This window comes from Pantoea sp. Sc1, assembly GCF_000255315.1.
Taxonomy (GTDB): domain Bacteria; phylum Pseudomonadota; class Gammaproteobacteria; order Enterobacterales; family Enterobacteriaceae; genus Pantoea; species Pantoea anthophila.
Map to the genome: position 1 here is coordinate 1,159,041 of NZ_AJFP01000001.1, position 25,821 is coordinate 1,184,861.

21 protein-coding genes are annotated in these 25,821 nt (G+C 58.2%); 17 read left to right on the plus strand and 4 right to left on the minus strand.

Annotated features, from left to right (window positions below):
- Positions 1-158: 158 nt before the first annotated feature.
- The 5 genes from purL to glnB all read left to right on the plus strand — a co-directional run bounded on the left by purL (position 159) and on the right by glnB (position 8,562).
- Entirely contained in the window at positions 159-4,046 is a 3,888-nt protein-coding gene (gene purL, locus S7A_RS05465) for a phosphoribosylformylglycinamidine synthase (protein WP_009088684.1), read from the plus strand.
- Positions 4,047-4,606: 560 nt separating this feature from the next.
- A complete protein-coding gene (locus S7A_RS05470) occupies positions 4,607-6,034 on the plus strand; it encodes a HAMP domain-containing sensor histidine kinase (RefSeq protein WP_009088686.1) in 1,428 nt (475 codons plus the stop codon).
- A 3-nt stretch (positions 6,035-6,037) separates the two neighbouring features.
- Positions 6,038-6,706, plus strand: coding sequence for a two-component system QseEF-associated lipoprotein QseG (gene qseG, locus S7A_RS05475; protein WP_009088688.1), 669 nt, complete (start codon positions 6,038-6,040; stop codon positions 6,704-6,706).
- Entirely contained in the window at positions 6,706-8,040 is a 1,335-nt protein-coding gene (glrR, locus tag S7A_RS05480; RefSeq protein WP_009088690.1) for a two-component system response regulator GlrR, read from the plus strand. The genes qseG and glrR overlap by 1 nt, the downstream gene beginning before the upstream one ends.
- Before the next feature lie 183 nt (positions 8,041-8,223).
- A complete protein-coding gene (gene glnB, locus S7A_RS05485; protein ID WP_003848647.1) occupies positions 8,224-8,562 on the plus strand; it encodes a nitrogen regulatory protein P-II in 339 nt (112 codons plus the stop codon).
- A 93-nt stretch (positions 8,563-8,655) separates the two neighbouring features.
- On the opposite strand, the gene hmpA is transcribed toward glnB, so the two are convergent.
- Entirely contained in the window at positions 8,656-9,840 is a 1,185-nt protein-coding gene (gene hmpA / locus S7A_RS05490; RefSeq protein WP_009088692.1) for an NO-inducible flavohemoprotein, read from the minus strand.
- Positions 9,841-10,164: 324 nt separating this feature from the next.
- On the opposite strand from hmpA, the gene glyA reads away from it, so the two are divergent.
- Both glyA and S7A_RS05500 read left to right on the plus strand, forming a co-directional pair.
- Positions 10,165-11,418, plus strand: a complete 1,254-nt coding sequence (gene glyA, locus S7A_RS05495) for a serine hydroxymethyltransferase (RefSeq protein ID WP_009088694.1) — start codon at positions 10,165-10,167, stop codon at positions 11,416-11,418.
- A 128-nt stretch (positions 11,419-11,546) separates the two neighbouring features.
- Positions 11,547-12,695 (plus strand): 3-phenylpropionate MFS transporter, encoded by a 1,149-nt coding sequence (locus S7A_RS05500; protein ID WP_009088697.1) that lies wholly within the window; start codon positions 11,547-11,549, stop codon positions 12,693-12,695.
- Here the strand turns inward: S7A_RS05500 and csiE are convergent.
- The gene (gene csiE / locus S7A_RS05505) at positions 12,677-13,945 is read right to left on the minus strand and encodes a stationary phase inducible protein CsiE (protein ID WP_009088698.1); all 1,269 of its coding nucleotides are present in this window, start codon (positions 13,943-13,945) and stop codon (positions 12,677-12,679) included. The genes S7A_RS05500 and csiE overlap by 19 nt on opposite strands.
- Positions 13,946-14,100: 155 nt before the next feature.
- Here csiE and S7A_RS05510 point away from each other — a divergent pair, with 155 nt between their 5' ends.
- The 3 genes from S7A_RS05510 (at position 14,101) to S7A_RS05520 (ending at position 16,915) form a co-directional block, all read left to right on the plus strand.
- Positions 14,101-14,727 carry a DUF1007 family protein gene (locus S7A_RS05510; protein ID WP_009088701.1) on the plus strand — a complete coding sequence of 209 codons (627 nt, stop codon included), beginning with the start codon at positions 14,101-14,103 and terminating at the stop codon, positions 14,725-14,727.
- Complete coding sequence (locus S7A_RS05515; protein ID WP_033736142.1) at positions 14,718-15,698, plus strand: nickel/cobalt transporter; 981 nt, start codon at positions 14,718-14,720, stop codon at positions 15,696-15,698. The genes S7A_RS05510 and S7A_RS05515 overlap by 10 nt, the downstream gene beginning before the upstream one ends.
- A 203-nt stretch (positions 15,699-15,901) precedes the next feature.
- On the plus strand, positions 15,902-16,915 hold the full coding sequence (locus tag S7A_RS05520; RefSeq protein ID WP_009088704.1) for a TIGR04086 family membrane protein: 1,014 nt from the start codon (positions 15,902-15,904) through the stop codon (positions 16,913-16,915).
- 59 nt (positions 16,916-16,974) lie between these two features.
- Here the strand turns inward: S7A_RS05520 and suhB are convergent, their stop codons facing one another.
- A complete protein-coding gene (gene suhB / locus S7A_RS05525) occupies positions 16,975-17,778 on the minus strand; it encodes an inositol-1-monophosphatase (protein WP_009088706.1) in 804 nt (267 codons plus the stop codon).
- A gap of 132 nt (positions 17,779-17,910) precedes the next feature.
- Between suhB and trmJ the strand changes: the two genes are divergently transcribed.
- From trmJ to sseB, 5 genes are all read left to right on the plus strand, one after another.
- The gene (trmJ, locus tag S7A_RS05530; protein WP_009088708.1) at positions 17,911-18,648 is read left to right on the plus strand and encodes a tRNA (cytosine(32)/uridine(32)-2'-O)-methyltransferase TrmJ; all 738 of its coding nucleotides are present in this window, start codon (positions 17,911-17,913) and stop codon (positions 18,646-18,648) included.
- Between the two features lie 145 nt (positions 18,649-18,793).
- Complete coding sequence (gene iscR, locus S7A_RS05535) at positions 18,794-19,291, plus strand: Fe-S cluster assembly transcriptional regulator IscR (protein WP_009088710.1); 498 nt, start codon at positions 18,794-18,796, stop codon at positions 19,289-19,291.
- 88 nt (positions 19,292-19,379) lie between these two features.
- Positions 19,380-20,540: an IscS subfamily cysteine desulfurase gene (locus S7A_RS05540; RefSeq protein WP_009088712.1), complete on the plus strand. Its 1,161-nt coding sequence runs from the start codon at positions 19,380-19,382 to the stop codon at positions 20,538-20,540.
- A gap of 159 nt (positions 20,541-20,699) precedes the next feature.
- Positions 20,700-21,986, plus strand: a complete 1,287-nt coding sequence (pepB, locus tag S7A_RS05545; protein WP_009088714.1) for an aminopeptidase PepB — start codon at positions 20,700-20,702, stop codon at positions 21,984-21,986.
- A gap of 46 nt (positions 21,987-22,032) precedes the next feature.
- A complete protein-coding gene (sseB, locus tag S7A_RS05550; protein ID WP_009088716.1) occupies positions 22,033-22,797 on the plus strand; it encodes an enhanced serine sensitivity protein SseB in 765 nt (254 codons plus the stop codon).
- 38 nt (positions 22,798-22,835) lie between these two features.
- Here sseB and sseA read toward each other — a convergent pair whose 3' ends face one another.
- A complete protein-coding gene (gene sseA, locus S7A_RS05555) occupies positions 22,836-23,678 on the minus strand; it encodes a 3-mercaptopyruvate sulfurtransferase (protein WP_009088719.1) in 843 nt (280 codons plus the stop codon).
- Positions 23,679-23,996: 318 nt separating this feature from the next.
- Here sseA and ndk point away from each other — a divergent pair, with 318 nt between their 5' ends.
- A complete protein-coding gene (ndk, locus tag S7A_RS05560) occupies positions 23,997-24,428 on the plus strand; it encodes a nucleoside-diphosphate kinase (protein WP_003848684.1) in 432 nt (143 codons plus the stop codon).
- Positions 24,429-24,614: 186 nt separating this feature from the next.
- Positions 24,615-25,784, plus strand: a complete 1,170-nt coding sequence (locus tag S7A_RS05565; protein ID WP_009088720.1) for a bifunctional tRNA (adenosine(37)-C2)-methyltransferase TrmG/ribosomal RNA large subunit methyltransferase RlmN — start codon at positions 24,615-24,617, stop codon at positions 25,782-25,784.
- The last annotated feature ends 37 nt before the right edge of the window (positions 25,785-25,821 follow it).

Below are 25,821 nucleotides of genomic sequence, written 5' to 3' on the forward strand. Positions count from 1 at the left end.
TTTTATAGCAGCTTTTGCGCAAATTTCAGGCAAATCCGTGTCGCCAAAAATTGTGCGCAAACGGTTTCGTCGCGAAGGCGCTTTCTCTATAATACGCCCCGTTTTCCCTGTTGCGCCCAATCAAGCGTCGCCCGGCGCCCTGACGAGAGACTTATGTAATGGAAATTCTGCGTGGTTCGCCCGCCCTGTCGGCATTTCGTGTAAACAAACTGCTGACCCGCTTTCAGGACGCTCATCTGCCGGTGAGTGATATTTACGCCGAGTACATCCATTTTGCTGATGTCAGCACGCCGTTAAGCGCAGACGAACAGAGCCGTCTGCAGCGCCTGCTGAAATATGGTCCCTCTCTTGCTGAACATGCCCCGCAGGGCCGTCTGCTGCTGGTGACCCCGCGTCCCGGTACGATTTCGCCCTGGTCATCCAAAGCCACCGACATCGCCCACAACTGCGGCCTGCCGCAGGTTCGCCGCCTCGAACGCGGCCTGGCCTTTTATGTGCAGGCCCCGCAGCTGACCGAAACGCAGTGGCAGGCGCTGAGCACACTGCTGCATGACCGGATGATGGAAACGGTCTTCAGCGATCTGGCGCAGGCTGAGCAATTATTCGCGCACCATACGCCGCAGCCGGTGAAGAGTGTCGATCTGCTGGGTGAGGGCCGTCAGGCGCTGGTTCAGGCGAACACCACGCTGGGTCTGGCGCTGGCGGATGATGAAATCGACTACCTGGTGACGGCCTTTACCGCGCTGGGGCGCAACCCCAACGATATCGAACTTTATATGTTTGCTCAGGCGAACTCTGAGCACTGCCGTCACAAGATCTTCAACGCCGACTGGATTATCGACGGCGAAAAACAGCCAAAGTCGCTGTTTAAGATGATCAAAAACACGATGGAGCAGACGCCGGACTACGTGCTCTCTGCGTATAAAGATAACGCCGCCGTGATGGAAGGCTCCGAAGTGGGCCGCTTCTTCGCTGACGCCGGAGAGAGCGAATACCGCTGGCATCAGGAAGCGGCGCACATCCTGATGAAGGTGGAAACACACAACCACCCGACGGCCATCTCACCGTGGCCAGGCGCCGCGACCGGTTCCGGTGGCGAAATCCGTGATGAAGGTGCAACCGGACGCGGCTCCAAGCCGAAAGCGGGCCTGGTCGGCTTCTCCGTTTCTAACCTGCGCATCCCGGGCTTTGAGCAGCCGTGGGAAGAGGACTTCGGTAAACCGACTCGCATCGTCAGCGCGCTGGAGATCATGACCGACGGTCCTCTGGGCGGGGCGGCGTTTAACAACGAATTTGGTCGTCCGGCTCTGAATGGCTACTTCCGTACCTACGAAGAGCAGGTCACCAGCCACAACGGCACCGAACTGCGCGGCTATCACAAGCCGATTATGCTGGCAGGCGGCATCGGTAATATCCGTGCCGACCATGTGCAGAAAGGCGAAATCAGCGTCGGTGCCAAACTGGTGGTGCTGGGCGGCCCGGCCATGAACATCGGTCTGGGCGGCGGTGCCGCGTCATCAATGGCCTCGGGCCAGTCTGATGCAGACCTCGACTTCGCCTCCGTTCAGCGCGATAACCCGGAGATGGAGCGCCGTTGCCAGGAAGTGATCGACCGCTGCTGGCAGCTGGGCGATGAGAACCCGATTCTGTTTATCCACGACGTGGGCGCGGGTGGCCTCTCCAATGCGATGCCAGAGCTGGTCAGCGACGGCGGACGCGGCGGCCGCTTTAATCTGCGTGACATCCTGAGCGATGAGCCGGGCATGAGCCCGCTGGAAGTGTGGTGCAACGAATCACAGGAACGTTATGTGATGGCCGTGGCTCCGGATCAGCTGGCGCAGTTTGAAGCGATCTGCCAGCGCGAACGCGCCCCGTTTGCGGTGATTGGTGAAGCGACCGAAGAGCTGCACCTGAGCCTGGAAGATTCGCATTTCAATAATAAGCCGATCGACATGCCGCTTGACGTTCTGCTCGGTAAAACGCCGAAGATGACGCGGGATGTGGTAACGCAGCAGGCGCAGGGCAACGCGCTGCAGCGTGACGGCATTACCCTGGTTGATGCGGTCAACCGTGTCCTGCATCTGCCAGCCGTGGCGGAAAAAACCTTCCTGATCACCATCGGTGACCGCAGCGTGACCGGCATGGTGGCGCGCGATCAGATGGTCGGACCGTGGCAGATCCCGGTCGCCAACTGTGCCGTGACCACCGCCAGCCTCGACAGCTATCACGGTGAAGCCTTTGCCCTCGGCGAACGTTCGCCTGTTGCACTGCTCGACTTCGCCGCCTCGGGCCGCCTGGCCGTGGGTGAAGCGCTGACCAACCTGGCGGCAACCCAGATTGGCTCGCTGAAGCGCGTGAAGCTTTCGGCAAACTGGATGTCTGCAGCCGGTCATCCGGGTGAAGATGCCGGTTTATATGCGGCGGTGAAAGCGGTCGGCGAAGAGCTCTGTCCGGCGCTGGGGATCACCATCCCGGTCGGTAAAGATTCGATGTCGATGAAAACCCGCTGGCAGGAAGGCACCGAACAGCGTGAGATGACCTCTCCGCTGTCGCTGGTGATTACCGCGTTTGCCCGGGTCGAAGATGTGCGCCGCACCGTTACGCCGCAGTTGCAGGCCGACCGGGATAACCTGCTGCTGCTGATCGATCTTGGCAATGGGGCAAATACCCTCGGCGCAACCGCGCTGTCTCAGGTCTATCGTCAGCTTGGCGACAAGCCTGCGGACGTGCGCGATGCCACTCAGCTGGCGGGCTTCTTTAACGCCATTCAGGCGCTGGTGGCTGAGCAGAAACTGCTGGCTTACCACGACCGCTCAGACGGGGGTCTGCTGGTGACCCTGGCCGAGATGGCCTTTGCCGGTCACTGCGGCATCGACGTTGACATCGCCGCGCTGGGTAACGATGCGCTGGCCGCACTGTTTACCGAAGAGCTGGGCGCCGTGATTCAGATTAACGCCGCCGATCGTGCTGCGGTTGAGCAGATCCTTGCCGATCACGGCCTTGCCGCCTCAACGCATCTGCTGGGCAGCGCGCAACCGGGCGACCGCTTCGTGATCCGTGCCGGTGAGAGTGCCGTCTACAGCGAAAGCCGGACCACGCTGCGGACCTGGTGGGCAGAGACCACCTGGCAGATGCAGCGCCTGCGTGACAACCCGGCGTGCGCGGATCAGGAGCATGAGGCGAAGAAAAACGACAGCGACCCAGGCCTGAACGTTAATCTGACCTTCGATCCGCAGGAAGATGTTGCGGCACCGATGATCGCTACGGGTGCGCGTCCACGGGTCGCCGTGCTGCGTGAGCAGGGGGTCAACTCCCATGTGGAAATGGCTGCGGCTTTCGACCGGGCCGGATTCACCGCCATTGATGTGCACATGAGCGACCTGCTGGCCGGTCGTCGCGGTCTGGAAGAGTTCCAGGCGCTGGTTGCCTGTGGTGGCTTCTCCTACGGTGACGTGCTGGGCGCTGGCGAGGGCTGGGCGAAATCGATTCTGTTCAACCCGCGCGTGCGTGATGAGTTCGAAACCTTCTTCCACCGTCCGCAGACCCTGGCGCTGGGCGTCTGTAACGGATGCCAGATGATGTCGAATCTGCGTGAGCTGATCCCGGGCAGCGATCTCTGGCCGCGCTTTGTGCGTAACCAGTCTGAGCGCTTCGAAGCCCGCTTCAGCCTGGTCGAAGTGGCCGCCAGTCCGTCACTGCTGCTGGACGGCATGGCTGGCTCGCACATGCCTATCGCGGTTTCCCACGGTGAAGGCTTCGTTGAGGTGCGTGATGCGGCGCATCTGGCCGCGCTGGAATCGAAAGGTCTGGTGGCGCTGCGCTTCGTGGATAACTTCGGTAAGGTGACCGAAACCTATCCGGCTAACCCGAACGGCTCGCCAAACGGTATCACGGCCGTGACGAACGAAAGTGGTCGCGTCACCATCATGATGCCGCATCCGGAGCGCGTATTCCGTACCGTCAGCAACTCCTGGCATCCGGCAGAGTGGGGCGAAGACAGCCCGTGGATGCGTATTTTCCGCAACGCGCGCAGACAGCTGGGTTAATCTCATCCGCTGCATTAAAGAGGAGGCCTCCGGGCCTCCTCTTTTTTTGCCCCCTGTTGGCAAAAGGCGACAGAGCGGTAAGGAGAATGTCGCTTTCTGGCGACATCTATCCTGCTGATTTTATTAGATTGCTGAACAGGGGTGATTTTATGTCGCTTTCGGACGACACTCCGCCCCTGTCATCATCAGACTTTTCGCACGGGGAGGCGGGCTAAGGCAGGCAATATGCTGAAAAATATAATCATTTATTTTCTGGCACGGAACTTGCTATAATCCTGCAGCTGCTCATTCACCTGTTTATGATTGCCCCGCCTGGCGGAAAAGAGCTCATAAAGCCCGAATGACGCACCAAACGGAGCCTGCCGTCCAACTGACCGATAATCGCTTGCGTTATCAAACACCGGACGTAACGTTGAGTAAGGCTCCACCCATTCTTACACGAGGCATTGCGCGTCGTGTCCACGGCAGGCCACTGAGCCTGCCGTTTTCTTTTCTTCCTCTTTCTTCCGTCAGCAGAGTCCGCTAGCATCCTGTCAGCACTCTTTTAAGGAAGCGGCCGCGTGAAAAAATGGCGTTTATTTCCCCGTTCTCTGCGTCAGCTGGTGCTGATGGCTTTCGTGCTAGTGTTGCTGCCTTTACTGGTGCTGGCCTGGCAGGCGTGGGAAAGTCTCTCTGCGCTAAGCGAGCAGGCCGCTGACACCAACCGTAATACGTTTACCGATGTTCGCCGCAGTGAGGCGATGGCGCGCACGGCGGTGGAGCTGGAGCGAAGCTATCGTCAGTATTGCGTGCTGGACGATGCCTCACTGGCCCGCCTCTATCAGACCCAGCACACCCGCTACAGTCAGATGCTGAGTTCGCACAGCGCCAGCCTGCCGGAACTGCCCGTCTTTCAGACGCTACAGGCCACCCTGCCGCTGCTGACGCCACTGAAATGTGACAACGGCAATCCGGTGCCGGTTGCCGCGGAGGCGCTGGATCGCTTTTCAGCCACCAACGCGCAGATGGTGCAGGACACGCGTGAAGTGGTGTTTGCGCGCGGCTTACAGCTGCAGCGCGAAATTGCCGATCGCGGCCAGTTTTTCGGCTGGCAGGCGCTGATTCTGTTTATCATCAGCCTCGCGCTGATGACGCTGTTCACCGGCATGATTATCGGACCGGTCAAGCGTATCGAGCGGATGATCAACCGGCTGGGAGAAGGGCGGGAGCTGGGGAACAGCGTGAAGTTTCGTGGCCCGCGTGAGCTGCGGTCGCTGGGACAGCGCATCGTCTGGCTGAGCGAACGGCTGGCCTGGCTGGAAACGCAGCGCCATGAATTTCTGCGCCATATCTCTCATGAACTGAAAACGCCGCTGGCCAGCCTGCGCGAAGGCACTGAACTGCTGGCGGATGAGGTGGCTGGCTCGCTGAATGCCGATCAGAAAGAGGTGGTCGCTATCCTCGACGGCAGCAGTCGCCATCTGCAGCGCCTGATTGAACAGCTGCTTGATTACAACCGCAAACTGGCCGATGGCCCGATTCGGCTGGAGCCGGTCAGCGTGGTGGATGCGGTCGGGTCGGTGGTGAACGCGCATGCACTCTCGGCCCATGCCAGAATGATGCAGACGGTGGTCGACCTTAAAGTCAGCCACTGTCTTGCTGAACCCACGCTTCTGGTGCGGGTCATCGATAACCTCTACTCGAACGCCGTGAACTACGGCAGCGAATCCGGTACCATCTGGCTGCGCAGTCAGCAGCAGGGGGATCGGATCTGGATTGATGTCGCCAACAGCGGCACGCCGATCCCGCCGGAGGAGCAGGCCATGATTTTTGAGCCGTTCTATCAGGGCAGCCAGCAGCGTAAAGGGCCGGTCAAGGGCAGCGGGCTGGGTCTGAGCATTGCCAAAGATTGCCTGCGCCGGATGCAGGGCGACCTGACGCTGGTTGCCTGCGAACAGGCGGATGTCTGTTTTCGAATTGAACTGAACACCACAGCCGGGAACGTCTGACTGATGAAATATTTACCCGCTTTGCTGCTGAGCACGCTGGCGACGCTGCTGCTCAGCGGATGCACCACCGCACCGGCCACCTCCTCTCTGCCGTCTGGTCATCAGGTGGCGGAACCGGAGGTGACGGTCGCTGACTACCTGGCGACCCGCTGTAACGATCTGTGGCCGATAGAGAAGAGCGCAGCGCTGAGCAATCCTCTCTACTGGATGCGGGCGATTGACTGCGCGGAACGCCTCTCTCCCGCCGAAGCGAGAGCCGAAGCCCACCGCTGGCCGGCAGAGAGCTGGTCGCGCGCGTTCAAGCAGGGCGTGCTGATGGCCAATGGCAACGTGACCCCCGTTGAACGCCGTGACTATGTGGCAACCCTGGATCGCTACAACAGTGATTTTCCGCCGTCCGTGCGCCCGCTGATTCAGCTGTGGCGCAGTAACCAGACCGCGCAGCTTGACCTGAGCGAAGCGCGCACCCGCTATGCGCATCTGCAACAGAGCAGCGACCTTCAGCAGGAGACGCTCCGCCAGCAGATGGTTAAACAGCAGCAGCAGCTCAGCGATACCCAGCATAAGCTGGAGCGGCTGACGGACATTGAGCGTCAGCTCTCCTCGCGCAAAGCCCCGGATGTCTCTGAAAACGGCCACGGCACCGCGCTGCCGCAGGATGAGGAGCAATAATGGTCAGACAAGCGGCAAAACTGCTGCTGGTGGATGACGATCCCAGCCTGCTGAAGCTGCTGGGCATGCGTCTGAGCAGCGAAGGCTATCAGGTCACCACCGCAGCCAGTGGACCAGAGGCGTTGCGCCTGCTGCAGAAAGAGAAGATTGAGCTGGTGATCAGCGATCTGCGCATGGATGAAATGGATGGCCTGGCGCTGTTTGGCGAGATTCAGAAACGCCATACCGGTCTGCCGGTGATTATCCTGACCGCACATGGGTCGATCCCGGATGCGGTTTCCGCTACGCAGCAGGGGGTGTTCAGCTTCCTGACCAAACCGGTCGATCGCGATGCGCTCTATAAAGCGATTGATGAGGCGCTGGCCCAGCAGGCACCGGTCAGTGATGACCGCTGGCGGGAGGCGATTGTGACCCGCAGCCCGCTGATGTTAAGGCTGCTGGAGCAGGCCCATATGGTGGCGCAGTCGGACGTCAGCGTGCTGATCAACGGACAGAGCGGCACCGGTAAAGAGATGCTGGCGCAGGCGATCCACGCCGCCAGCCCGCGCAACGGCAAGCCGTTTGTCGCCATTAACTGCGGCGCGCTGCCGGAGCAGCTGCTGGAGTCGGAGCTGTTCGGTCACGCCAAAGGTGCCTTTACCGGCGCGGTCAGCGCCCGCGAAGGGCTGTTCAAAACCGCGGGCGGCGGCACGCTTTTCCTGGATGAGATTGGAGACATGCCGCAACCCTTGCAGGTCAAGCTGCTGCGGGTGTTGCAGGAGCGTAAGGTCAGGCCGCTGGGCAGCGATCACGACAGCGAGATCGACGTGCGCATTATCTCCGCCACCCACCGCGATCTGCCGAAGGCGATGGAGAAAAAGGAGTTTCGCGAGGATCTCTTCTATCGTCTCAATGTGGTGAACCTGAAAATTCCGGCGCTGCATGAGCGCACCGAAGATATTCCGCTGCTGGCTAATCATCTGCTGCGTCAGGCTGCGGAACGCCATAAACCGCAGGTGCGCAGTTTTTCAGTCGATGCGATGAAGCGTCTGATGGCCGCCAGCTGGCCTGGCAACGTGCGTCAGCTGGTTAACGTGATTGAGCAGTGCGTGGCGCTGAGTTCATCGCCGGTCATCAGCGATGCGCTGGTGGAGCAGGCGTTAAGCGGTGAAAACAGTGCGCTGCCCACCTTTGCTGAGGCGCGCAATCAGTTTGAGCTGAACTATCTGCGTAAGCTGCTGCAGATGACGAAGGGCAACGTGACCAATGCCGCGCGACTGGCTGGACGCAACCGCACGGAGTTCTATAAGCTGCTCTCCCGTCATGAGCTGGATGCCAGTGATTTCAAAGAGTAGGGCAGGCTGAGACGGGCGAGCGGCAGGTTGCCTGCTGAGGCCCGGATCGTGGCCGGGCATGCTCCCGGCGCTGACAGCGCTTGCGGCAACCTGAAGAATCCCGGATATTAGCGCCCGACAGCGCCAGCAACATTTATACTTGATAAACCCTCTGACCATGGAGGGAGTGAAAAAGGGTCTGACATGAAAAAGATTGATGCGATTATCAAACCATTCAAGCTCGATGATGTTCGTGAAGCCTTAGCGGAAGTGGGCATCACCGGGATGACCGTGAGTGAGGTTAAAGGCTTTGGTCGCCAGAAAGGGCACACCGAGCTGTATCGCGGCGCAGAGTATATGGTCGACTTTTTGCCGAAAGTGAAGATCGAGATGGTGGTGGGCGACGATATCGTTGATACCTGCGTCGAGACCATTATGCGCACGGCGCAGACCGGCAAAATCGGTGACGGTAAAATCTTTGTCTTTGACGTTGCGCGCGTGGTGCGAATCCGTACCGGCGAAGAGGATGAAGAGGCAATCTGATGCCCTGCTGCGCCTTGCGTATATCCGCTGCTGCCAGCATTACCCTGCATCGTTCAACAGATTAAGCCCGCACTGCGGGCTTTTTTACGCTCATTACATGCCTTTATGCGGGCCAAACAGTTCGTAATGAATGCGTGTGTCTGCCACGCCGGCATCCCGCAGCTGCGCCACCACGTGCTCCATAAAAGCCAGCGGACCGCAGAGATAGAAGTGGGTGGCGGGTGAGGCCAGCCGTGCAGAGAGGGCGGTGAGATCCATCACGCCCTGAGCATCATAGTGTCCGGCATCCTCAGCTGCAGGCTCGCGATACCAGACCCGGTGGGTGAAATCGGCCAGCTGGGCGCCTGTCGCGGCCACTTCATTGCGGAACGCATGCTGTCTGCCGTTCTCTGCCGCGTGCAGCCAGCTGACCGGCGCGCGATGATGACCGGCGGCCAGCGCATGCAGCATCGCCAGCATCGGCGTCTGACCCACGCCCGCGGAGATCAGCGCCACCGGCGTAGCAGGCGTCACCTCAAGGAAGAAATCCCCGTGCGGCGCAGTCAGCTGCAGCACATCACCTTCGCAGGCATGCTGATGCAGCCAGCCGGAGACGCTGCCCGCGGCTTCACGTTTCACCGCGATACGGTAATCTCTGCCGTTGCTGAGGTGAGTAAGCGAATACTGACGGATCTGACGATGGTCGAAACAGGCGGGCTGCAGATGAACGGTCAGATACTGACCCGGTTTAAAGGCCGCTACCGGCCCCCCGCCAACCGGCGTCAGGGTAAAGCTTTTGATCACCTCGCTCTGCTGTTCAATCGCGCTGATGCGAAACGCACGGGTGCCGCGCCAGCCACCGCGCTGGTTCTGTGTCGCCTGATAAATCTCCTCCTCACGCTGGATGAACAAATCCGCCAGCACGCCATAGGCCCGTCCCCACGCGGCCAGCGCCTCTTCACCCGGATTCAGCAGCTCGCGCAGCGTTGCCAGCAGATTCTCCCCGACGATAGCGTACTGCGCAGGCTGAATATTCAGGCTGGTATGCTTCTGCGCAATCTTCTCTACGGCGGGCAGCAGTACGGCCAGATTCTCCAGATTCGCGCCATAGGCGCAGAGGGCGTTAAACAGGGCTTCGCGCTGAGCACCGTTGCGCTGATTGTTCATGTTGAAAACGTTTTTCAGCTCCGGGTGGCGGGTCAGCATGCGTTCGTAAAAGTGCGCGGTCAGCTTCGGACCGCAGGCGGCGACGGCAGGGAGGGTCGATTTAACAGCGGCGATTGTCTGTGCATCAAGCATATCAGTGACCTCATTTTAAAGTTGCATTTTAAATGCATCTTAATACCGTCTCGCTTCTGCTGTAAACCCGCCGGTCAGTTTTCACCGGCTGCCGGTGGCAACTTTTCCGTGCATCCGGAAAAAAGCGCCTGTTATCAGACGCGGATTCGGCGGGCCGGAGAGGGGAGAAAAGGTGTAAAAAAGCAGTGCCACCCGTCAGCCAATCGTTTGCGTAAAAAGAGGCGGTTCACCCTACCTTCACCTGTTAAAACGGTTTACACTGTTGGCCTTCGCTCCCAGAGGGGGCAAATACCGTCAGAAAGTTAGCTGAGTCAGGAGATCCGGATGTTAAAGCGTGATATGAACATTGCCGATTATGATGCCGAGTTGTGGCAGGCGATGGAGCAGGAGAAAGTGCGTCAGGAAGAGCACATTGAACTGATTGCTTCTGAAAACTACACCAGCCCGCGTGTTATGCAGGCGCAGGGTTCTCAGCTCACCAACAAATACGCTGAAGGCTATCCGGGTAAACGCTACTACGGCGGTTGTGAATACGTTGATATCGTTGAGCAGCTGGCGATCGATCGCGCAAAAGCGCTGTTTGGTGCCGACTACGCTAACGTGCAGCCTCACTCCGGTTCACAGGCAAACTTCGCCGTCTACACCGCACTGCTGCAGCCGGGCGACACCATCCTTGGGATGAACCTGGCGCACGGTGGACACCTGACTCACGGCTCACCGGTTAACCTCTCCGGCAAACTCTATAACGTGGTTGCTTACGGTATCGATGAAACCGGTAAAATCGACTATGACGAGCTGGCTGAACTGGCGCAGACCCACAAGCCAAAAATGATCGTGGGCGGCTTCTCTGCCTACTCCGGCGTCTGCGACTGGGCAAAAATGCGTGAAATCGCCGACAGCGTCGGTGCCTGGCTGTTCGTCGACATGGCGCACGTTGCCGGTCTGGTCGCGGCTGAGGTCTATCCGAGCCCGGTTCCGCATGCGCACATCGTCACCTCCACCACCCACAAAACCCTGGCGGGTCCGCGTGGCGGCATCATTCTGGCGAAAAACGGCGACGAAGATTTCTACAAAAAGCTCAACTCTGCGGTCTTCCCGGGCGGTCAGGGTGGTCCTCTGATGCACGTTATCGCCGGTAAAGCGGTAGCCTTCAAAGAGGCGATGGAGCCGGAGTTCAAAACCTACCAGCAGCAGGTGGCAAAAAACGCCAAAGCGATGGTAGAGGTGCTGATTGAGCGCGGTTACGACATCGTCTCTGGCGGAACCCATAACCATCTGTTCCTGATCGATCTGGTGAGCAAAAACATGACCGGTAAAGAAGCGGATGCCGCACTGGGCCGTGCCAACATCACCGTCAACAAAAACAGCGTGCCAAACGATCCGAAGAGCCCGTTTGTCACCTCGGGTATCCGTATCGGTACCCCGGCCGTCACGCGTCGTGGCTTTAAAGAAGCAGACGTGCGTGAACTGGCTGGCTGGATCGCGGACGTGCTGGACAACGTCAACGACGAAGCGACTATTGAGCGCACGAAGCAGAAAGTACTGGAAATCTGCGGTCGTCTGCCGGTCTACGCTTAATCGCTAACCTGTTGTAAGACACCACAAAAAGGATGGCATCTGCCATCCTTTTTTATTGCCTGTCCGGTGGCGCTCTGCCAGAGTAGCGCCCACCTGTGCTGCAAGGCAGCAAACCTGCTGGAGGGAATATGGCAATCGGCTCCGCCAGATGGCTCGGACTGGGCTACTTCACTTACTTCTTCTGTTACGGCATCTACCTGCCATTCTGGGGCGTGTGGCTGAAAGGCACCGGTCTGGATGCAGAAAAAATCGGCCTGCTGCTGGGCTGTGGCATGGTGGCGCGCTTTGTCGGCAGCCTGCTTATCGCGTCTCAGGTCAGAAATCCTGCCCGGCTGATTACGGCGCTGCGGCTGCTGGCCCTGATGACCTGCCTGTTCATCATCGGATTCTGGGTGGGTGAGCAGTGGATGTGGCTGATGGCGGTGATGATTGGCTTCAACCTCTTTTTCTCCCCGCTGGTGCCGCTCAGCGATGCGCTGGCCGCCACCTGGACACGGCAGATTGGTCTGGCTTATGGACCGGTGCGACTGTGGGGATCGCTGGCCTTTGTGCTCAGCTCAGCGTTAACCGGTGTGCTGGTCAGCGCCTGGACCTCCCAGGCGATTCTGCTGCTGCTGTCGCTGGGCGCGGTCAGTATGCTGGCCGGCATGATGCTCACCCCCGTCACGCAGCCACAGGGCGATGAGCGCCAGGGTGCCGCAGGTGGAGGCTGGCAGGCGTGGCGGGCGCTGCTGCGTGAGAACGCCGTCTGGCGGTTCATGCTCTGCGTGACGCTGCTGCAGGGGGCGCACGCCGCCTATTACGGCTTCAGTGCTATCTGGTGGCAGGAGAGCGGCTACTCCGCCTCGACGGTGGGCTATCTCTGGTCGCTGGGCGTGGTGGCGGAAGTCGTGGTCTTTGCCCTGAGCAACCGCCTGTTCCGTCGCTGGAGCGCCCGGGATCTGCTGCTGCTTTCAGGCATCTGCGCGCTAATCCGCTGGAGCCTGATGGGAGCCACTACCACACTGCCGCTGCTGATAGTGGCGCAGATCCTCCACTGTGGCAGCTTCACCGTCTGTCATCTGGCGGCGATGCGCTTTATTGCGGCGCGGCAGGGAGCCGAAGTGATCCGGCTGCAGTCGCTCTACTCCGCCCTGGCAATGGGCGGCGGGATAGCGGTAATGACCATGATCTGTGGCGTGCTGTTTACCCATCTGCAGGGCCACCTTTTCTGGGTCATGGCGCTGGTGGCGCTGCCCGCCCTGTTCCTTCGTCCCGGCTACGACTCCAGTAAATAACGAATACGCTGCTGATGGTGTAACGTCAGCGGCAGTTCGGCGTGCACCAGCGGCGGCGAGAAGAGAGGCAGCGAAGTAGGGTAGGGCGAGATGATGATATCGACATCACGCGGTGCGCCCTCCTGCTGAAACTGTCTGATATCCTGATAGGTAATATTGATCGGCAGCAGCGTGATCTCGCGGATCTGCTGCTCCACATCCTGCTCCAGCTGCGTATCATCCCCCGTCAGAATCAGCACCTGCTTCTCCTGCAACGCACTCTCCTGCATCAGCCAGGCACCGAAGATAATGGTCATTAAACTCACTTCTTCCGGCGTAAAAGCGACACTGTAGTGCTGTTCAAACGGCTGTAAGGCCTGCTGGGTGGTGCGCAGCAGACGGGGATAGAGGCGGCTGACATCCAGCGCGACGCTGTTGTCGATACCGATATGGAAGTGGGTGCGCTCCAGCGCCTGGGCCAGATGCGGGTAGAGCTGGTTCAGCAATCCGTCGCGGTCAGCAAAGGTAACACCGGCGCACTGTTCGAAGTCATTGATCAACTGCTGCGTCGCCGTCATTAACTGCTGCTCGGCAGGATGATGAATGGCATGGGTCAGCGGCGTATGGATCTGGCTGAAGAGCAGCGTCCAGAAATCCGCTTCGCTGATCGGCGGGGCCAGGTGGCAGCGTTTGCGCCAGTGGTGAATCACATCCTCGGCAGCCTGCCGCTCTGCCTTATGCAGCAGCCAGTGACGCTGCGCCTCACTGAACAGCACCGGCTGGCGCTCGCATAAGCCATATTTCATAAAAATCTGCAGAAAAAGGCGGTCACGCTCGCTGAAATCCCGCTTCAGGCGCAGGCCGCAGTGCTGGATCAGTGCCTGCAGATTGGTCTCATCCCACAATGCTTTCTCAATCTTCATCACCTTCAGGCGCTGGCGCAGCGGGGCGGCAAAATGCGCGCAGACAAACTCCTGCGACAGACGCAGACTGCGCCGCAGGTTGTGCAGCAGACAGAGTCGCCGATTCAGCTCTGTGCCATGAAGACGAAAACTGCCGTCCACCATCTGGTGCAATTCCAGCTGGTGATATCGCTGTATCTCATGACCGACATCCGCGATATCCTGTCGGGCAACGGCAGGATCGACGCCATTAAGCTGGCAGACTTTCTCAAGTGTGAGCGCGGATGATGGCAGAAACAGCAGCAATAAAAGGTGGCACTGACGCTGTGAACGGGTGAAGAGTGGTGCCAAAGGGGTAGCAGAACTCATCAATCAGATTTCCAGCAGGCTATTTTGAGCTAAGAATAGTCAACCGCGTCAGCGCCTGTGCGCTTTGCGCGGTTTATTTGCCGGAGGTTTAAGGCGGGTCACAAAATTTTGTTACTTATAGATTCTTTTCATCGGGAACGTTACTTTATAACATTATGAAACGCGCACTTTTAACCTTACTGATGGCACTAAGTCCGGCTGTCGTGGCTCACCCTCACAGTTTCATCGACATGAAAACCGCGCTGGTGGCACAGGGTGATACCTTTACCGGTTTAAAGATGACCTGGACCATGGATGAAATCACCTCCGCCGATCTGCTTTATGATGCAGGCGACGCCAGACCGGGCAGCGTAGTGTGGAAAAAGCTGGCGGCGGGCGTGATGGCGAACGTTCTTGGCCAGCACTACTTTTCTGAAGTCTGGCATAACAAACAGCGGGTAAAGTTTTTGAATCTGCCAACGGAATACAATCTGTCACGCAATGGCCACAAGGCGGTGCTCGAATTTATTCTGCCGCTGGCGGAGCCGCCGACGCTGACCGGACAGCACTTTGAGATCCTGACCTTCGATCCCACCTACTTCGTCGATATGTTCTATGACAATCCCGGCGCCTTAACACTGCCGCCTGCACTGCAGGGGCGCTGCCGCTTTACCCTGACGACACCGAAACCCAATGATTCGCTGAAGCAGTATGCGCTGTCGCTGGATAAAGCCGATGCCCCCGCAGAGGAGATGGATCTGGGCCGCCAGTTTGCTCAGACGGTGGGGCTGACATGTCAGTAATGTCCACACCGGGGCGGGGATCGCGGCTCTGGCCACTCTGGCTGATGGCGGCGCTGCTGCTGAGCGGCGGACTGCTGGTCTGGATCTACTGGTCACAGATTCTGCTGCAGAGCGTGTTGTGGCAGAAAGATCTGCACCGGCAGATGACGCAGCTGTTGCAGCAGGTGGCTGAGCAACCCCACCAGGCCGGTCTGTCGCTGGTGATTTTCAGCCTGCTGTATGGCGTGCTGCATGCGCTGGGGCCGGGCCACGGAAAAGTGGTGATCGCCACCTTTCTGGCGACCCATCCTGCCAGAGTGAAAACCAGTATCAGGCTGACGCTGCTCGCCTCACTGTTGCAGGGCTCGGTAGCTATCGGGCTGGTGACGGTGATGCTGGTCATACTGCAAACCTCGTCGCGGCAGCTGCACCTCAGCAGTTTCTGGCTGGAGAAGGGCAGCTATCTGCTGGTGATCGGTCTGGGTGTGCTGATGGGCTATCGGGCGCTGCGTGCCCTGTGGCGGGCTTTGCGTCCCCGGCCTGCGCCGCTGTTTCGCGCCTTCCAGCCCCATCATCAGCATGATGCGCAGTGTGGATGCGGACATGCGCACCTGCCAACACCGCAGCAGATGCAGGGAAGTGTCAGCCTGAAAACTCAGCTGCTGGTCGTGGTGTCGATGGGATTACGCCCCTGTTCCGGCGCGATCATGATGCTGCTGTTTGCCAAAGTGATCGGCGTTTATGGCTGGGGCGTGCTCTCGGCTGCGGTGATGGCGCTCGGCACGGCCCTCACCATTTCCGCCATAGGCGTGCTGGTTCAGCAGGCGCGCTCGGTGGCGCAACGGCTGGCGCAGCCCCGCGAAACGGCGGGCAGCGCGCGGCTGCTTATCCCGCTGCTGACCCTGACCGGCAGTCTGATTTTAATCGTCGCGGGTCTCGCCCTGTGGCAATCAGCCCAGCTGACGCTGGGCGGTGGTATCCGCCCTTTCTGAATTAAAAACGCAGCGGGAATAAAATAACCGCTGCGTTCTTCTCTTCGCTAATCCGCTTTAAATTCACATCTTTATTATTTTCTCACGCCGCTTTAGTGGAGAAGTGACTATTTCCTGTCTACGCTGTTAATACCAAATCGGCACGTCGCCGTCGGGATGATAAAAGATCAAAGCAGCTTTCTTTTTTGCGAGGAGTATATTTCATGGCTGATACCCGTATTAATAATGGTTATACCGAAACGCTGGCGACCGGGCCCGCAGGATTACCGTTAAAGCGTATTTCCTGGAGCGCCGTATTTGCCGGTGTTATCTGCGCGCTTATCGTTCACATCATTCTGACGCTGCTGGGAACGGCGATCGGTGCCACCACCATTGATCCGATGAAAGAACAGAATCCTCTGGATGGCCTTGGTACGGGCGCACTGGCCTGGACGGCGATTGAGATGCTGGTTGCCATTGCGGCGGGTAGCTATGTGGCAGGACGTCTGGCGCAGCGCGAAGGCGCCATGCACGGTTTACTGATGTTTGGCCTTAGCACAATTTTCACTATTTACCTGGCAGTTACGCTGGCTTCCAGTGTATTAGGCGGCGCGATGAATATTGTAGGCTCCGGCTTCCAGGCGCTGGGTAATGGTATTTCCGCAGCGGCACCTTCGGTAACGCAAATGGCAAAAGAGAAGCTGCAGGAAAATAATATTAATCTGGATAACCTGCAGAGCGAACTGGAAACCACGCTGCGTCAGACCGGTAAGCCGGAATTACAGCCAGAGAATTTAAAACAGGATGCGAATAACGAAGCGCAGAATGCAGAGAATCAGGCGAACAACACCGCAAACCATCCGCAGACGGCCGATACCGATCTGGCTAACTGGTTAAAAGGTGTGATGGACCGTCATTCTGATACGCTGCAGGCCGCTGACCGTGATGCGCTGAAAAATATTATCAAGGCGCGTACCGGTAAAAGCGATGAGGAAGTGGATCAGATCGTTGCCAAAACCGAGCAGAGCTATCAGCAGGCCGTTCAGAAGTATCAGGAACTGAAACAGCAGGCTGAGCAGAAAGCGCGTGAAGCTGGCGAAAAAGCGGCCGCCGCCACTGCAAAAGCGAGCTGGTATGCCCTGATTCTGCTGATCATCGAAGCCGTGCTGGCGGGTGTGATGGGTATGGTGGGTCGTCGCACTCAGCCTCGTCAGGTGCTGGCGCACGAACGTCGCTAATCCCCTGTAACAGGCAATAAAAAAGGCGGCTGAGAAGCCGCCTTTTTTCTGTCTGAGACTTAGCGCTTTAACGCTTCGCTCAGCTCATCACGCATGGAGGAGAGCATCGCTTTCACCACGCGCGGGTTACCGGCAACGATATTACCGGAGTGCATATAGCCATGGTTACCGGTGAAGTCTGTCACCAGACCGCCCGCTTCACGAACCAGCAGTTCACCCGCCGCAAAATCCCACGGCTTCAGGCCGATTTCAAAGTAACCGTCCACGCGACCGGCGGCCACGTAGGCCAGATCCAGCGCAGCTGAACCGGTGCGGCGGAAATCGGCGCACTGCGTAAAGAGTTTGGTCAGGATGTTCATGTAAGCCGGTGCATGCTGCTTCATCTTGAACGGGAAGCCGGTTGCCAGCACGGTGCCATCCAGATCGCGGGCAATGCTGCCGCGCAGACGATAGCCGTTCAGCTGGGCGCCCTGACCGCGTGAAGAGGTGAAGAGCTCATTGCGCATCGGATCGTAAACGACCGCGACTTCAGTGCGGCCTTTGATGCGCACAGCGATAGAGACAGCGAAGTGGGGCAGACGTTTGATGAAGTTTGAGGTGCCATCCAGCGGATCGATAACCCATTGAACGTCCTGATCTTCGCCCGCCAGCTCACCGCTTTCTTCGGTGATGATGGTGTGTTTCGGGTAAGATTTACGAATGATTTCGATAATCAGGCGTTCTGCTTCACGGTCAACATTGGTTACGAAGTCGTTGCTGCCTTTCTGGCTGGCTTCGACGGCGTCCGGGGTTTCATAATATTTGGCAATTAAATTTCCGGCCTTGCGCGCTGCGCGCACGGCAATGTTGAGCATTGGATGCATCGGTATCTCTCGCTGGATGTTAAAGAACGGGGAAAACGGCGCGGAGTATAGCAGTGTGTTCGGTAAATGTCCTGCTTTATGTTAGGATTCTCCCCACTGATTTTACTGACCCGTTTCTGAGTATCCCTAATCATGCTGCAAAATATTCGTATCGTTCTGGTTGAGACCTCTCACACCGGTAACATGGGCTCCGTTGCGCGCGCCATGAAAACCATGGGCTTAACCAACCTCTATCTGGTGAATCCGCTGGTCAAGCCCGACTCACAGGCCATCTCACTCGCGGCGGGTGCCAGCGACGTTATCGGCGACGCGAAAATCGTTGACTCGCTGGATGAGGCGATCGCCGGCTGCAGCCTGGTCGTGGGCACCAGCGCCCGTTCCCGTTCACTGCCATGGCCGATGCTGGATGCGCGTGAGTGCGGCGTGAAAAGTGTGGAAGAGGGCCAGCAGGCACCGGTCGCGCTGGTCTTTGGGCGTGAGCGCGTCGGCCTGACCAACGAAGAGTTGCAGAAGTGTCATTATCACGTCGCGATTCAGGCTAATCCGGAGTACAGCTCGCTGAATCTGGCGATGGCGGTGCAGATTATCGCCTATGAAGTGCGCATGGCATGGTTACAGTCGCAGGAGCAGGCCAGCCCGGCACCGAAGTATGAAGAATCGCCTTATCCGCTGGTCGACGACCTGGAGCGCTTCTATCAGCATATGGAACAGATGATGCTGAACAGCGGCTTTATCCGTGAAGCCAATCCGGGTCAGGTGATGAGCAAACTGCGCCGTCTTTATACCCGCGCGCGTCCGGAACGCGATGAACTCAACATTCTGCGCGGCATGCTTTCCTCCTTTGAAAAGCCAAAAAGCGATAAAAAATAAGCGGTTAATAGTTGACTGAATTACCAGGTTAAATAGTTGAGTGTTTTACCAGGTTAAATAGTTGACCAATTTACTCGGGAATGTCAGACTTCAGAGCATCTGTTGCTAATCCTCCGATAACCGGACGCTATTGAGGTCGTATGCTATGAGACTGACATCCAAAGGACGTTATGCCGTTACCGCAATGCTGGACGTTGCCCTTCACTCCCATGAAGGCCCGGTCCCGCTGGCTGATATTTCAGAGCGTCAGGGCATTTCGCTCTCCTATCTGGAGCAGTTATTCTCGCGGCTGCGCAAAAACGATCTGGTCTCCAGCGTCCGGGGACCGGGCGGCGGTTATCTGCTGGGCAAAGCGTCCAATACCATCTCTGTCGGTGAAGTGATCACCGCCGTGGATGAGTCTGTTGATGCAACGAAGTGCCAGGGGAAAGAGGGCTGCCAGGGCGGCGAACGTTGCCTGACCCACGTATTGTGGCGCGACCTGAGCGTGCGCATCAGTGACTTCCTGAATAACATCACGCTGGCTGAGCTGGTGAACAATCAGGAGATCCTGGATGTCGCCGACCGGCAGAATGCGATTGATAATCGCCGCTTCCAGAGCCCGCGTACTCAGGAAATCAACATCAATCAGCGCGCCTCGTAATCCCCCCTGTTGCGGCCCTTACTGCTAACGCGGTCAGGGCCGAATCTGCTATAAAGACGTATGATTTTTTATACGGAGCTGTAGCGCAATGAAATTACCGATTTACCTGGATTACGCCGCCACCACGCCGGCCGATCCGCGTGTGGCCAGCAAAATGATGCAGTTTCTGACGCTGGATGGCACGTTCGGTAACCCGGCCTCGCGATCGCACCGTTTTGGCTGGCAGTCTGAAGAAGCGGTCGATGTTGCGCGTAATCAGATCGCCGAACTGGTCAATGCCGATCCGCGTGAAATCGTCTTTACCTCAGGCGCCACCGAATCTGACAACCTCGCGATCAAAGGCGCGGCCCACGCCCATCAGGCGCGCGGCAAACATATCATCACCAGCCGGACCGAACACAAAGCGGTACTCGACAGCTGTCAGCAGCTGGAACGTGAAGGCTTTGAGGTCACCTGGCTTACGCCAGGCAATGACGGCATTATCTCCCCTGACCAGCTGCGGGCGGCGCTGCGCGACGACACCATTCTGGTCACCCTGATGCACGTCAATAATGAAACCGGCGTGGTTCAGGATATCGCTGCCTTTGGTGAACTCTGTCGCGAACGTGAGATTCTGTTTCATGTGGATGCGACCCAGAGCGTCGGCAAGCTGCCTGTCGATCTCGGCATGCTGCCGGTGGATCTGATGTCCTTTTCTGCTCACAAACTCTATGGCCCGAAAGGCATCGGCGCGCTCTATGTGCGGCGGAAACCGCGCGTGCAGATCGCCGCCCAGATCCACGGTGGCGGGCACGAGCGCGGTATGCGATCCGGCACCCTGCCGGTTCATCAGATTGTCGGGATGGGGGAAGCCTTTCGCATCGCAGCTGAAGAGCGCGAAACCGAGATGGCGCGTCTGCAGGCGCTGCGTGAGCGTCTGTGGCAGGGCATCAGCGCACTGCCGGGCGTGACCCTTAACGGCCATCCTCAGCAGAGCGCGCCGAATATTCTCAACGTCAGTTTCGCTGACGTTGAGGGTGAATCATTGATCATGGCGCTGAAAGATCTGGCGCTCTCTTCTGGCTCGGCCTGTACCTCCGCCAGCCTGGAGCCGTCCTATGTTCTGCGGGCGCTGGGGCTGAGTGAAGAGCTGGCGCACAGTTCGCTGCGCTTTTCGCTGGGACGCTTCACCACCGATGAAGAGATCGACTATGCCATCGCGCTGGTGCAGAAATCCGTGACGCGTCTGCGGGCATTAATGAAATCCTGACCCCCTCAGAATCCGGAAACGGCACCTGTCACTGCACTTCGCTGGCATCACCCGACGGAATCTGTTATCAGGTCTGTCTGCGGATTGCATTTAACATCTTATTAAAGCCGTTATAACAATCAGGCTGGATGAAACAGATAACGATTATGGAGCTTTTCGATGACCACACAACCGATGAACATCACGCTTAGCAGCCAGCCCGCCGATGCGCGCTGGGGCGAAAAAGCGATTCTCAGCAGCAACGACAGCGGCATGACGCTGCATCTGACCGGCGCGGATGCGCTGAACACCATTCAGCGCGCGGCGCACAAAATCGACAGCCAGGGGATCCGCCACGTGGCGCTCACCGGAGAAGGCTGGCACCTTGAGCAGTGCTGGGCATTCTGGCAGGGCTTCCGTGGCCCGAAAGGGCAGCGTCAGGTGGAGTGGCCGGCGCTGGGCGAACATGAGCAGGCGGAGTTTGACCGTCGTCTGAAAGCGATCGACTGGGTCCGCAACGTCATCAACCTGCCTGCAGAAGATCTGGGGCCGGAACAGCTGGCACACATGGCGATCGATCTGATCAGTGAAGTGGGCGGCAGCGCCGTCAGCTATCGCATCACCAAAGGTGACGATCTGCGCGAGCAGGGCTACATGGGCCTGCACACGGTAGGACGTGGCTCGAATCGCCCGCCGGTTTTCCTGGCGCTGGATTACAACCCGACCGGCGATGAGAGTGCGCCGGTCTACGCCTGTCTGGTCGGTAAAGGCATTACCTTTGATACCGGCGGCTACAGCCTGAAGCAGAGCAGCTTCATGGATTCGATGAAGTCAGATATGGGCGGAGCGGCGACCGTCACCGGCGCGCTGGCGCTGGCGATTTCCCGTGGCCTCAACAAGCGCGTCAAACTCTACCTCTGCTGTGCCGACAACATGGTCAGCAGCAACGCCTTTAAACTGGGCGATATCATTCGCTATCGCAACGGTAAATCGGTGGAAGTGATGAACACCGATGCGGAAGGACGTCTGGTTCTGGCCGACGGCCTGATCGATGCCAGCGAACAGAATCCGACGCTGCTGATCGACGCTGCTACCCTGACCGGCGCAGCCAAAACGGCGCTGGGTAACGATTACCATGCGCTGTTTACCTTTGACGACGTGATGGCGCAGTCGCTGATGGGCAGCGCGGTGAGCGAGAATGAACCTTTCTGGCGTCTGCCGCTGGCAGAATTCCATCGCAGCCACCTGCCGTCTAACTTCGCCGACCTTAACAATATCGCCAGTCCTTCCCATGCGGCGGGTGCCAGCAGCGCGGCAGCGTTCCTGTCCCACTTCGTCAGCCACTATCAGCAGGGCTGGCTGCATATTGACTGCTCTGCGACCTATCGCAAAGGCGCGGTCGATCAGTGGGCCGCAGGCGCAACCGGCCTGGGCGTGCGCACTATCGCCAACCTGTTACTGAAATAAGCTGACCCCAGCGGTGGCCGATGCCACCGCGATGCAGAGAGCAACTATGAACCGTCTTGAAGAGGTGCTGAAGCTGGCCGCAACTGAGCCAGCCCATCGGCCCGAATTTTTTCAACTGCTGCTGGAGTCCGATGTCTGGGTACCGGGTGAAAGCACCCAGCCACAGCTCGATGCCAGTACGCCGGTTGATCTGCAGCACTGGGAAAAAGAGGATGGCAGCAGCATCATTCCTTTTTTCACGTCGGAACAGGCGATGAGCGAAGCCGTCACGGGTGAACAGGCCTGGCTGCGTCTGCCGGTGCGGACGCTGTTTGAGATTACGCGCGGCGAAACGCTGTTTCTCAATCCAAAACTCCCTTCCGGCAAAGAGTTTACCCCGGCAGAGATTACGCATCTGCTGGCGGAGCAGGGCAGTGCGCTGAGTCAGCAGACCGTGCTGGAAGGCGGGCACGCCCTGCTGCTCTCTGAGGTGGCCGAGCCGCCTGCGCAGATGATCGACTCGCTGACGCAGCTGTTCAGCAAGCACAAGGAGGTGCGGCGCGCCTTTGTCGCCAGCATTCGTGAGCAGGCCGACGAAGCACCTAATCTGCTGATTGGTATCGAAGCGGACAGCAACATTGAGGCGATCATTCAGGCGGCGGGCAGCGTGGCAACGGATACGCTGCCGGACGATGCGCCGATTGATATCTGCGAAGTTACCCTGCAGGACCGCGGTATCAGCCACTTCTTTACCGCGCACATCACGCCCTTTTATGAACGTCGCTGGGGCAGTTTCCTGCGTGACTTCAAGGGCAGCGAGCGGATTATCTGACGCAGTTAAAAACAGGCGGCTCATGGGCCGCCTGTTTTTTATTTCGCAATCGGTAAGTCGTCGCGACTGCCCCATTCACCCCAGGAGCCGTCATACAGCGTGACATCCCGCGCCCCCAGCGCCGTCAGCGCCAGGATCACCACCACCGCCGTGACGCCAGAGCCGCAGCTGGCCACTACCGGTTTGCTGATATCGACGCCGGCGTCAGCAAACAGCTGGCGCAGCGCCGCCTCCGGCTTCAGTTCTCCCTGCTCTACCAGACTGTTCCACGGCACGTTCAGACTGTTGGGAATATGCCCGCGATGTAATCCGGGACGCGGCTCGTCCACTTCCGCGTTGAAGCGATTGGCCGCACGTGCATCCACGATCTGTGCGCCGCCTTCATGGCTGATCAGCAGCACGTCCGTCAGACGTTTCACCCGGCTTTCATCCGCCTGAGCCTCAAACTCGCCTTCCGGCAGGCTGACCTCGCCGGTTTCCAGCGCAAAGCCTGCTGCTTTCCAGCCCTGCAGCCCGCCCGCCAGGATCGACACCTGCGCCACCCCAAAGGTCTTCAGCATCCACCAGGCGCGTGGCGCGGAAAAGAGATTGCCTTCGTCATAGACCACCAGGTGTTTATCACTGCTGACGCCCAGCTCGCGCATCGCCACGGCAAAGCGTTCGGCGCGCGGCAGCATATGGGGATAGGGGCTGGTGTGGTCGGACAGCGCTTCGATATCGAAGTAAGGGGCGTCGGGTAAGTGTCCCGCCAGATATTCAGCCTGAATATCACGCACGGCCTCCATGCCGGGTGGCAACATGCGCGCATCCAGTACCTGAAGCCGCTCATCGTCATAGTGCTCTTGTAACCAGTCGGCGGACACAAACAGTGGCGTCGTCATAACAACCTCATCTCTGCAATCTGTGATAGCAGTGTCGGGGAATGTGGAGACCATCTCAAGCGATGCGTTAATAAAATGGGGCAGGGGAGGAGAAAAAGCCTGGCGTGCTGCTCAGGAATCGTTCGTCAGGCCAGCAGCACCGGCGCTTTTTCAGGCAAAATCATAACGGAGAGGCGTCTGCGTCGACTCAGATCAAGAATTTTCAACAAATTAGGGATCTCTGATAGGCAATGCCGCACTCAGCCCCTATAATCGGCGCCGTTTATTGGCCGGGGGCTGCGCCGCCGGTTTCTTCAGGACGTCAAGACAGAGGTCATCATGGCAATCGAACGTACTTTTTCTATCATCAAGCCAAACGCCGTCGCTAAAAATGTGATTGGTGCTATCTACAACCGTTTTGAAAGCGCTGGCTTCAAAATCGTTGGTGCAAAAATGCTGCAGCTGAGCAAAGAGCAGGCTGAAGGTTTTTACGCTGAGCACCAGGGCAAGCCATTCTTTGATGGTCTGGTTGAATTCATGACCTCTGGCCCGGTTGTCGTTTCTGTACTGGAAGGTGAAAATGCCGTTCAGCGTCACCGTGACCTGATGGGTGCGACTAACCCGGCAAACGCACTGGCTGGCACCCTGCGTGCTGACTACGCAGACAGCTTCACCGAAAACGCCACGCACGGTTCAGATTCTGCTGAATCCGCTGCCCGCGAAATCGCCTATTTCTTCGGCGAAAACGAAATCTGCCCACGTACCCGTTAATCGCCTGGCGATAAACAGCAGGTCGGCTTTACAAAAATCTGCCTGAGGGAGCCACTCCCGCCTGTTATCAGGCCGCAGATGTTGTACAATATTGCGCCTTCATTGACTTCGCTTAATGAAGGCGCAATTTTTTTCACCTATCCCTGAACAGCGCCATAACGTGTAACAACGAGGCCAGAGAATATTATGTCCGAACAGATTGTGACGTCCGCGTCCGCATCCCCCATTGTCGTTTCCCCTAAAAGCCAGAAAATCAACCTGCTGGATCTCAACCGTCAGCAGATGCGCGAGTTTTTCCAGTCGCTGGGCGAAAAGCCGTTCCGTGCCGATCAGGTCATGAAGTGGATTTACCACTACTGCTGCGACGATTTCGAGCAGATGACCGACATCAACAAAAAGCTGCGTAACCGGCTGATGGAGCTGACGGAGATCCGCGCACCGGAAGTGGCTGAAGAGATGCGCTCCACTGACGGCACCATTAAATGGGCCATCCGCGTGGGCGATCAGCTGGTGGAAACGGTCTATATCCCGGAAGGCGACCGCGCCACGCTGTGTGTTTCTTCGCAGGTGGGGTGTGCGCTGGAGTGTAAATTCTGTTCGACCGCACAGCAGGGTTTTAACCGTAACCTGCGGGTGTCAGAAATTATTGGTCAGGTGTGGCGTGCGGCGAAAATCGTCGGCGCAGCAAAAATCACCGGCCAGCGTCCTATCACCAACGTGGTGATGATGGGCATGGGTGAGCCGCTGCTCAACCTCAATAATGTGGTTCCGGCAATGGAGATCATGCTGGATGACTTCGGCTTCGGTCTCTCCAAGCGTCGTGTGACCCTCTCTACTTCAGGTGTGGTGCCTGCACTGGACAAACTGGGCGATATGATTGATGTGGCGCTGGCCATTTCACTGCACGCGCCTAACGACAAGCTGCGTGATGATATTGTTCCGATCAACAAAAAGTACAATATCGAAACCTTCCTGGCAGCGGTGAAACGCTACATTGGCAAATCTAACGCCAACCAGGGACGCGTGACCATTGAGTACGTCCTGCTGGATCATGTCAATGACAGCACCGACGATGCGCATGAGCTTGCCGCATTACTGAAAGAAACACCGTGTAAAATCAACCTGATTCCGTGGAACCCCTTCCCGGGTGCTCCTTATGGCCGCAGCTCAAACAGCCGCATCGATCGCTTCTCCAAGGTGCTGATGGACTACGGTTTTACCACCATTGTGCGTAAAACTCGTGGCGACGATATTGATGCCGCCTGTGGTCAGTTAGCGGGTGAGGTGATCGACCGCACCAAGCGTACGCTGCGTAAAAAAATGGCGGGTGAAGCCATCTCTGTGAAGGCGCTCTAGAAGCGTGACAGAGAACGTTTCCTGACGTGAAGACGCG

What these genes read in the sequence shown, in the direction of transcription:
- sseA (WP_009088719.1), bottom strand. Translation starts at nt 23,678, where the DNA reads ATGACGACGCCACTGTTTGTGTCCGCCGACTGGTTACAAGAGCACTAT.
- csiE (WP_009088698.1), bottom strand. Translation starts at nt 13,945, where the DNA reads ATGAGTTCTGCTACCCCTTTGGCACCACTCTTCACCCGTTCACAGCGT.
- S7A_RS05540 (WP_009088712.1), top strand. Translation starts at nt 19,380, where the DNA reads ATGAAATTACCGATTTACCTGGATTACGCCGCCACCACGCCGGCCGAT.
- trmJ (WP_009088708.1), top strand. Translation starts at nt 17,911, where the DNA reads ATGCTGCAAAATATTCGTATCGTTCTGGTTGAGACCTCTCACACCGGT.
- S7A_RS05565 (WP_009088720.1), top strand. Translation starts at nt 24,615, where the DNA reads ATGTCCGAACAGATTGTGACGTCCGCGTCCGCATCCCCCATTGTCGTT.
- ndk (WP_003848684.1), top strand. Translation starts at nt 23,997, where the DNA reads ATGGCAATCGAACGTACTTTTTCTATCATCAAGCCAAACGCCGTCGCT.
- glyA (WP_009088694.1), top strand. Translation starts at nt 10,165, where the DNA reads ATGTTAAAGCGTGATATGAACATTGCCGATTATGATGCCGAGTTGTGG.
- suhB (WP_009088706.1), bottom strand. Translation starts at nt 17,778, where the DNA reads ATGCATCCAATGCTCAACATTGCCGTGCGCGCAGCGCGCAAGGCCGGA.
- qseG (WP_009088688.1), top strand. Translation starts at nt 6,038, where the DNA reads ATGAAATATTTACCCGCTTTGCTGCTGAGCACGCTGGCGACGCTGCTG.
- S7A_RS05515 (WP_033736142.1), top strand. Translation starts at nt 14,718, where the DNA reads ATGTCAGTAATGTCCACACCGGGGCGGGGATCGCGGCTCTGGCCACTC.
- glrR (WP_009088690.1), top strand. Translation starts at nt 6,706, where the DNA reads ATGGTCAGACAAGCGGCAAAACTGCTGCTGGTGGATGACGATCCCAGC.
- iscR (WP_009088710.1), top strand. Translation starts at nt 18,794, where the DNA reads ATGAGACTGACATCCAAAGGACGTTATGCCGTTACCGCAATGCTGGAC.
- hmpA (WP_009088692.1), bottom strand. Translation starts at nt 9,840, where the DNA reads ATGCTTGATGCACAGACAATCGCCGCTGTTAAATCGACCCTCCCTGCC.
- pepB (WP_009088714.1), top strand. Translation starts at nt 20,700, where the DNA reads ATGACCACACAACCGATGAACATCACGCTTAGCAGCCAGCCCGCCGAT.
- S7A_RS05500 (WP_009088697.1), top strand. Translation starts at nt 11,547, where the DNA reads ATGGCAATCGGCTCCGCCAGATGGCTCGGACTGGGCTACTTCACTTAC.
- S7A_RS05520 (WP_009088704.1), top strand. Translation starts at nt 15,902, where the DNA reads ATGGCTGATACCCGTATTAATAATGGTTATACCGAAACGCTGGCGACC.
- S7A_RS05510 (WP_009088701.1), top strand. Translation starts at nt 14,101, where the DNA reads ATGAAACGCGCACTTTTAACCTTACTGATGGCACTAAGTCCGGCTGTC.
- purL (WP_009088684.1), top strand. Translation starts at nt 159, where the DNA reads ATGGAAATTCTGCGTGGTTCGCCCGCCCTGTCGGCATTTCGTGTAAAC.
- glnB (WP_003848647.1), top strand. Translation starts at nt 8,224, where the DNA reads ATGAAAAAGATTGATGCGATTATCAAACCATTCAAGCTCGATGATGTT.
- sseB (WP_009088716.1), top strand. Translation starts at nt 22,033, where the DNA reads ATGAACCGTCTTGAAGAGGTGCTGAAGCTGGCCGCAACTGAGCCAGCC.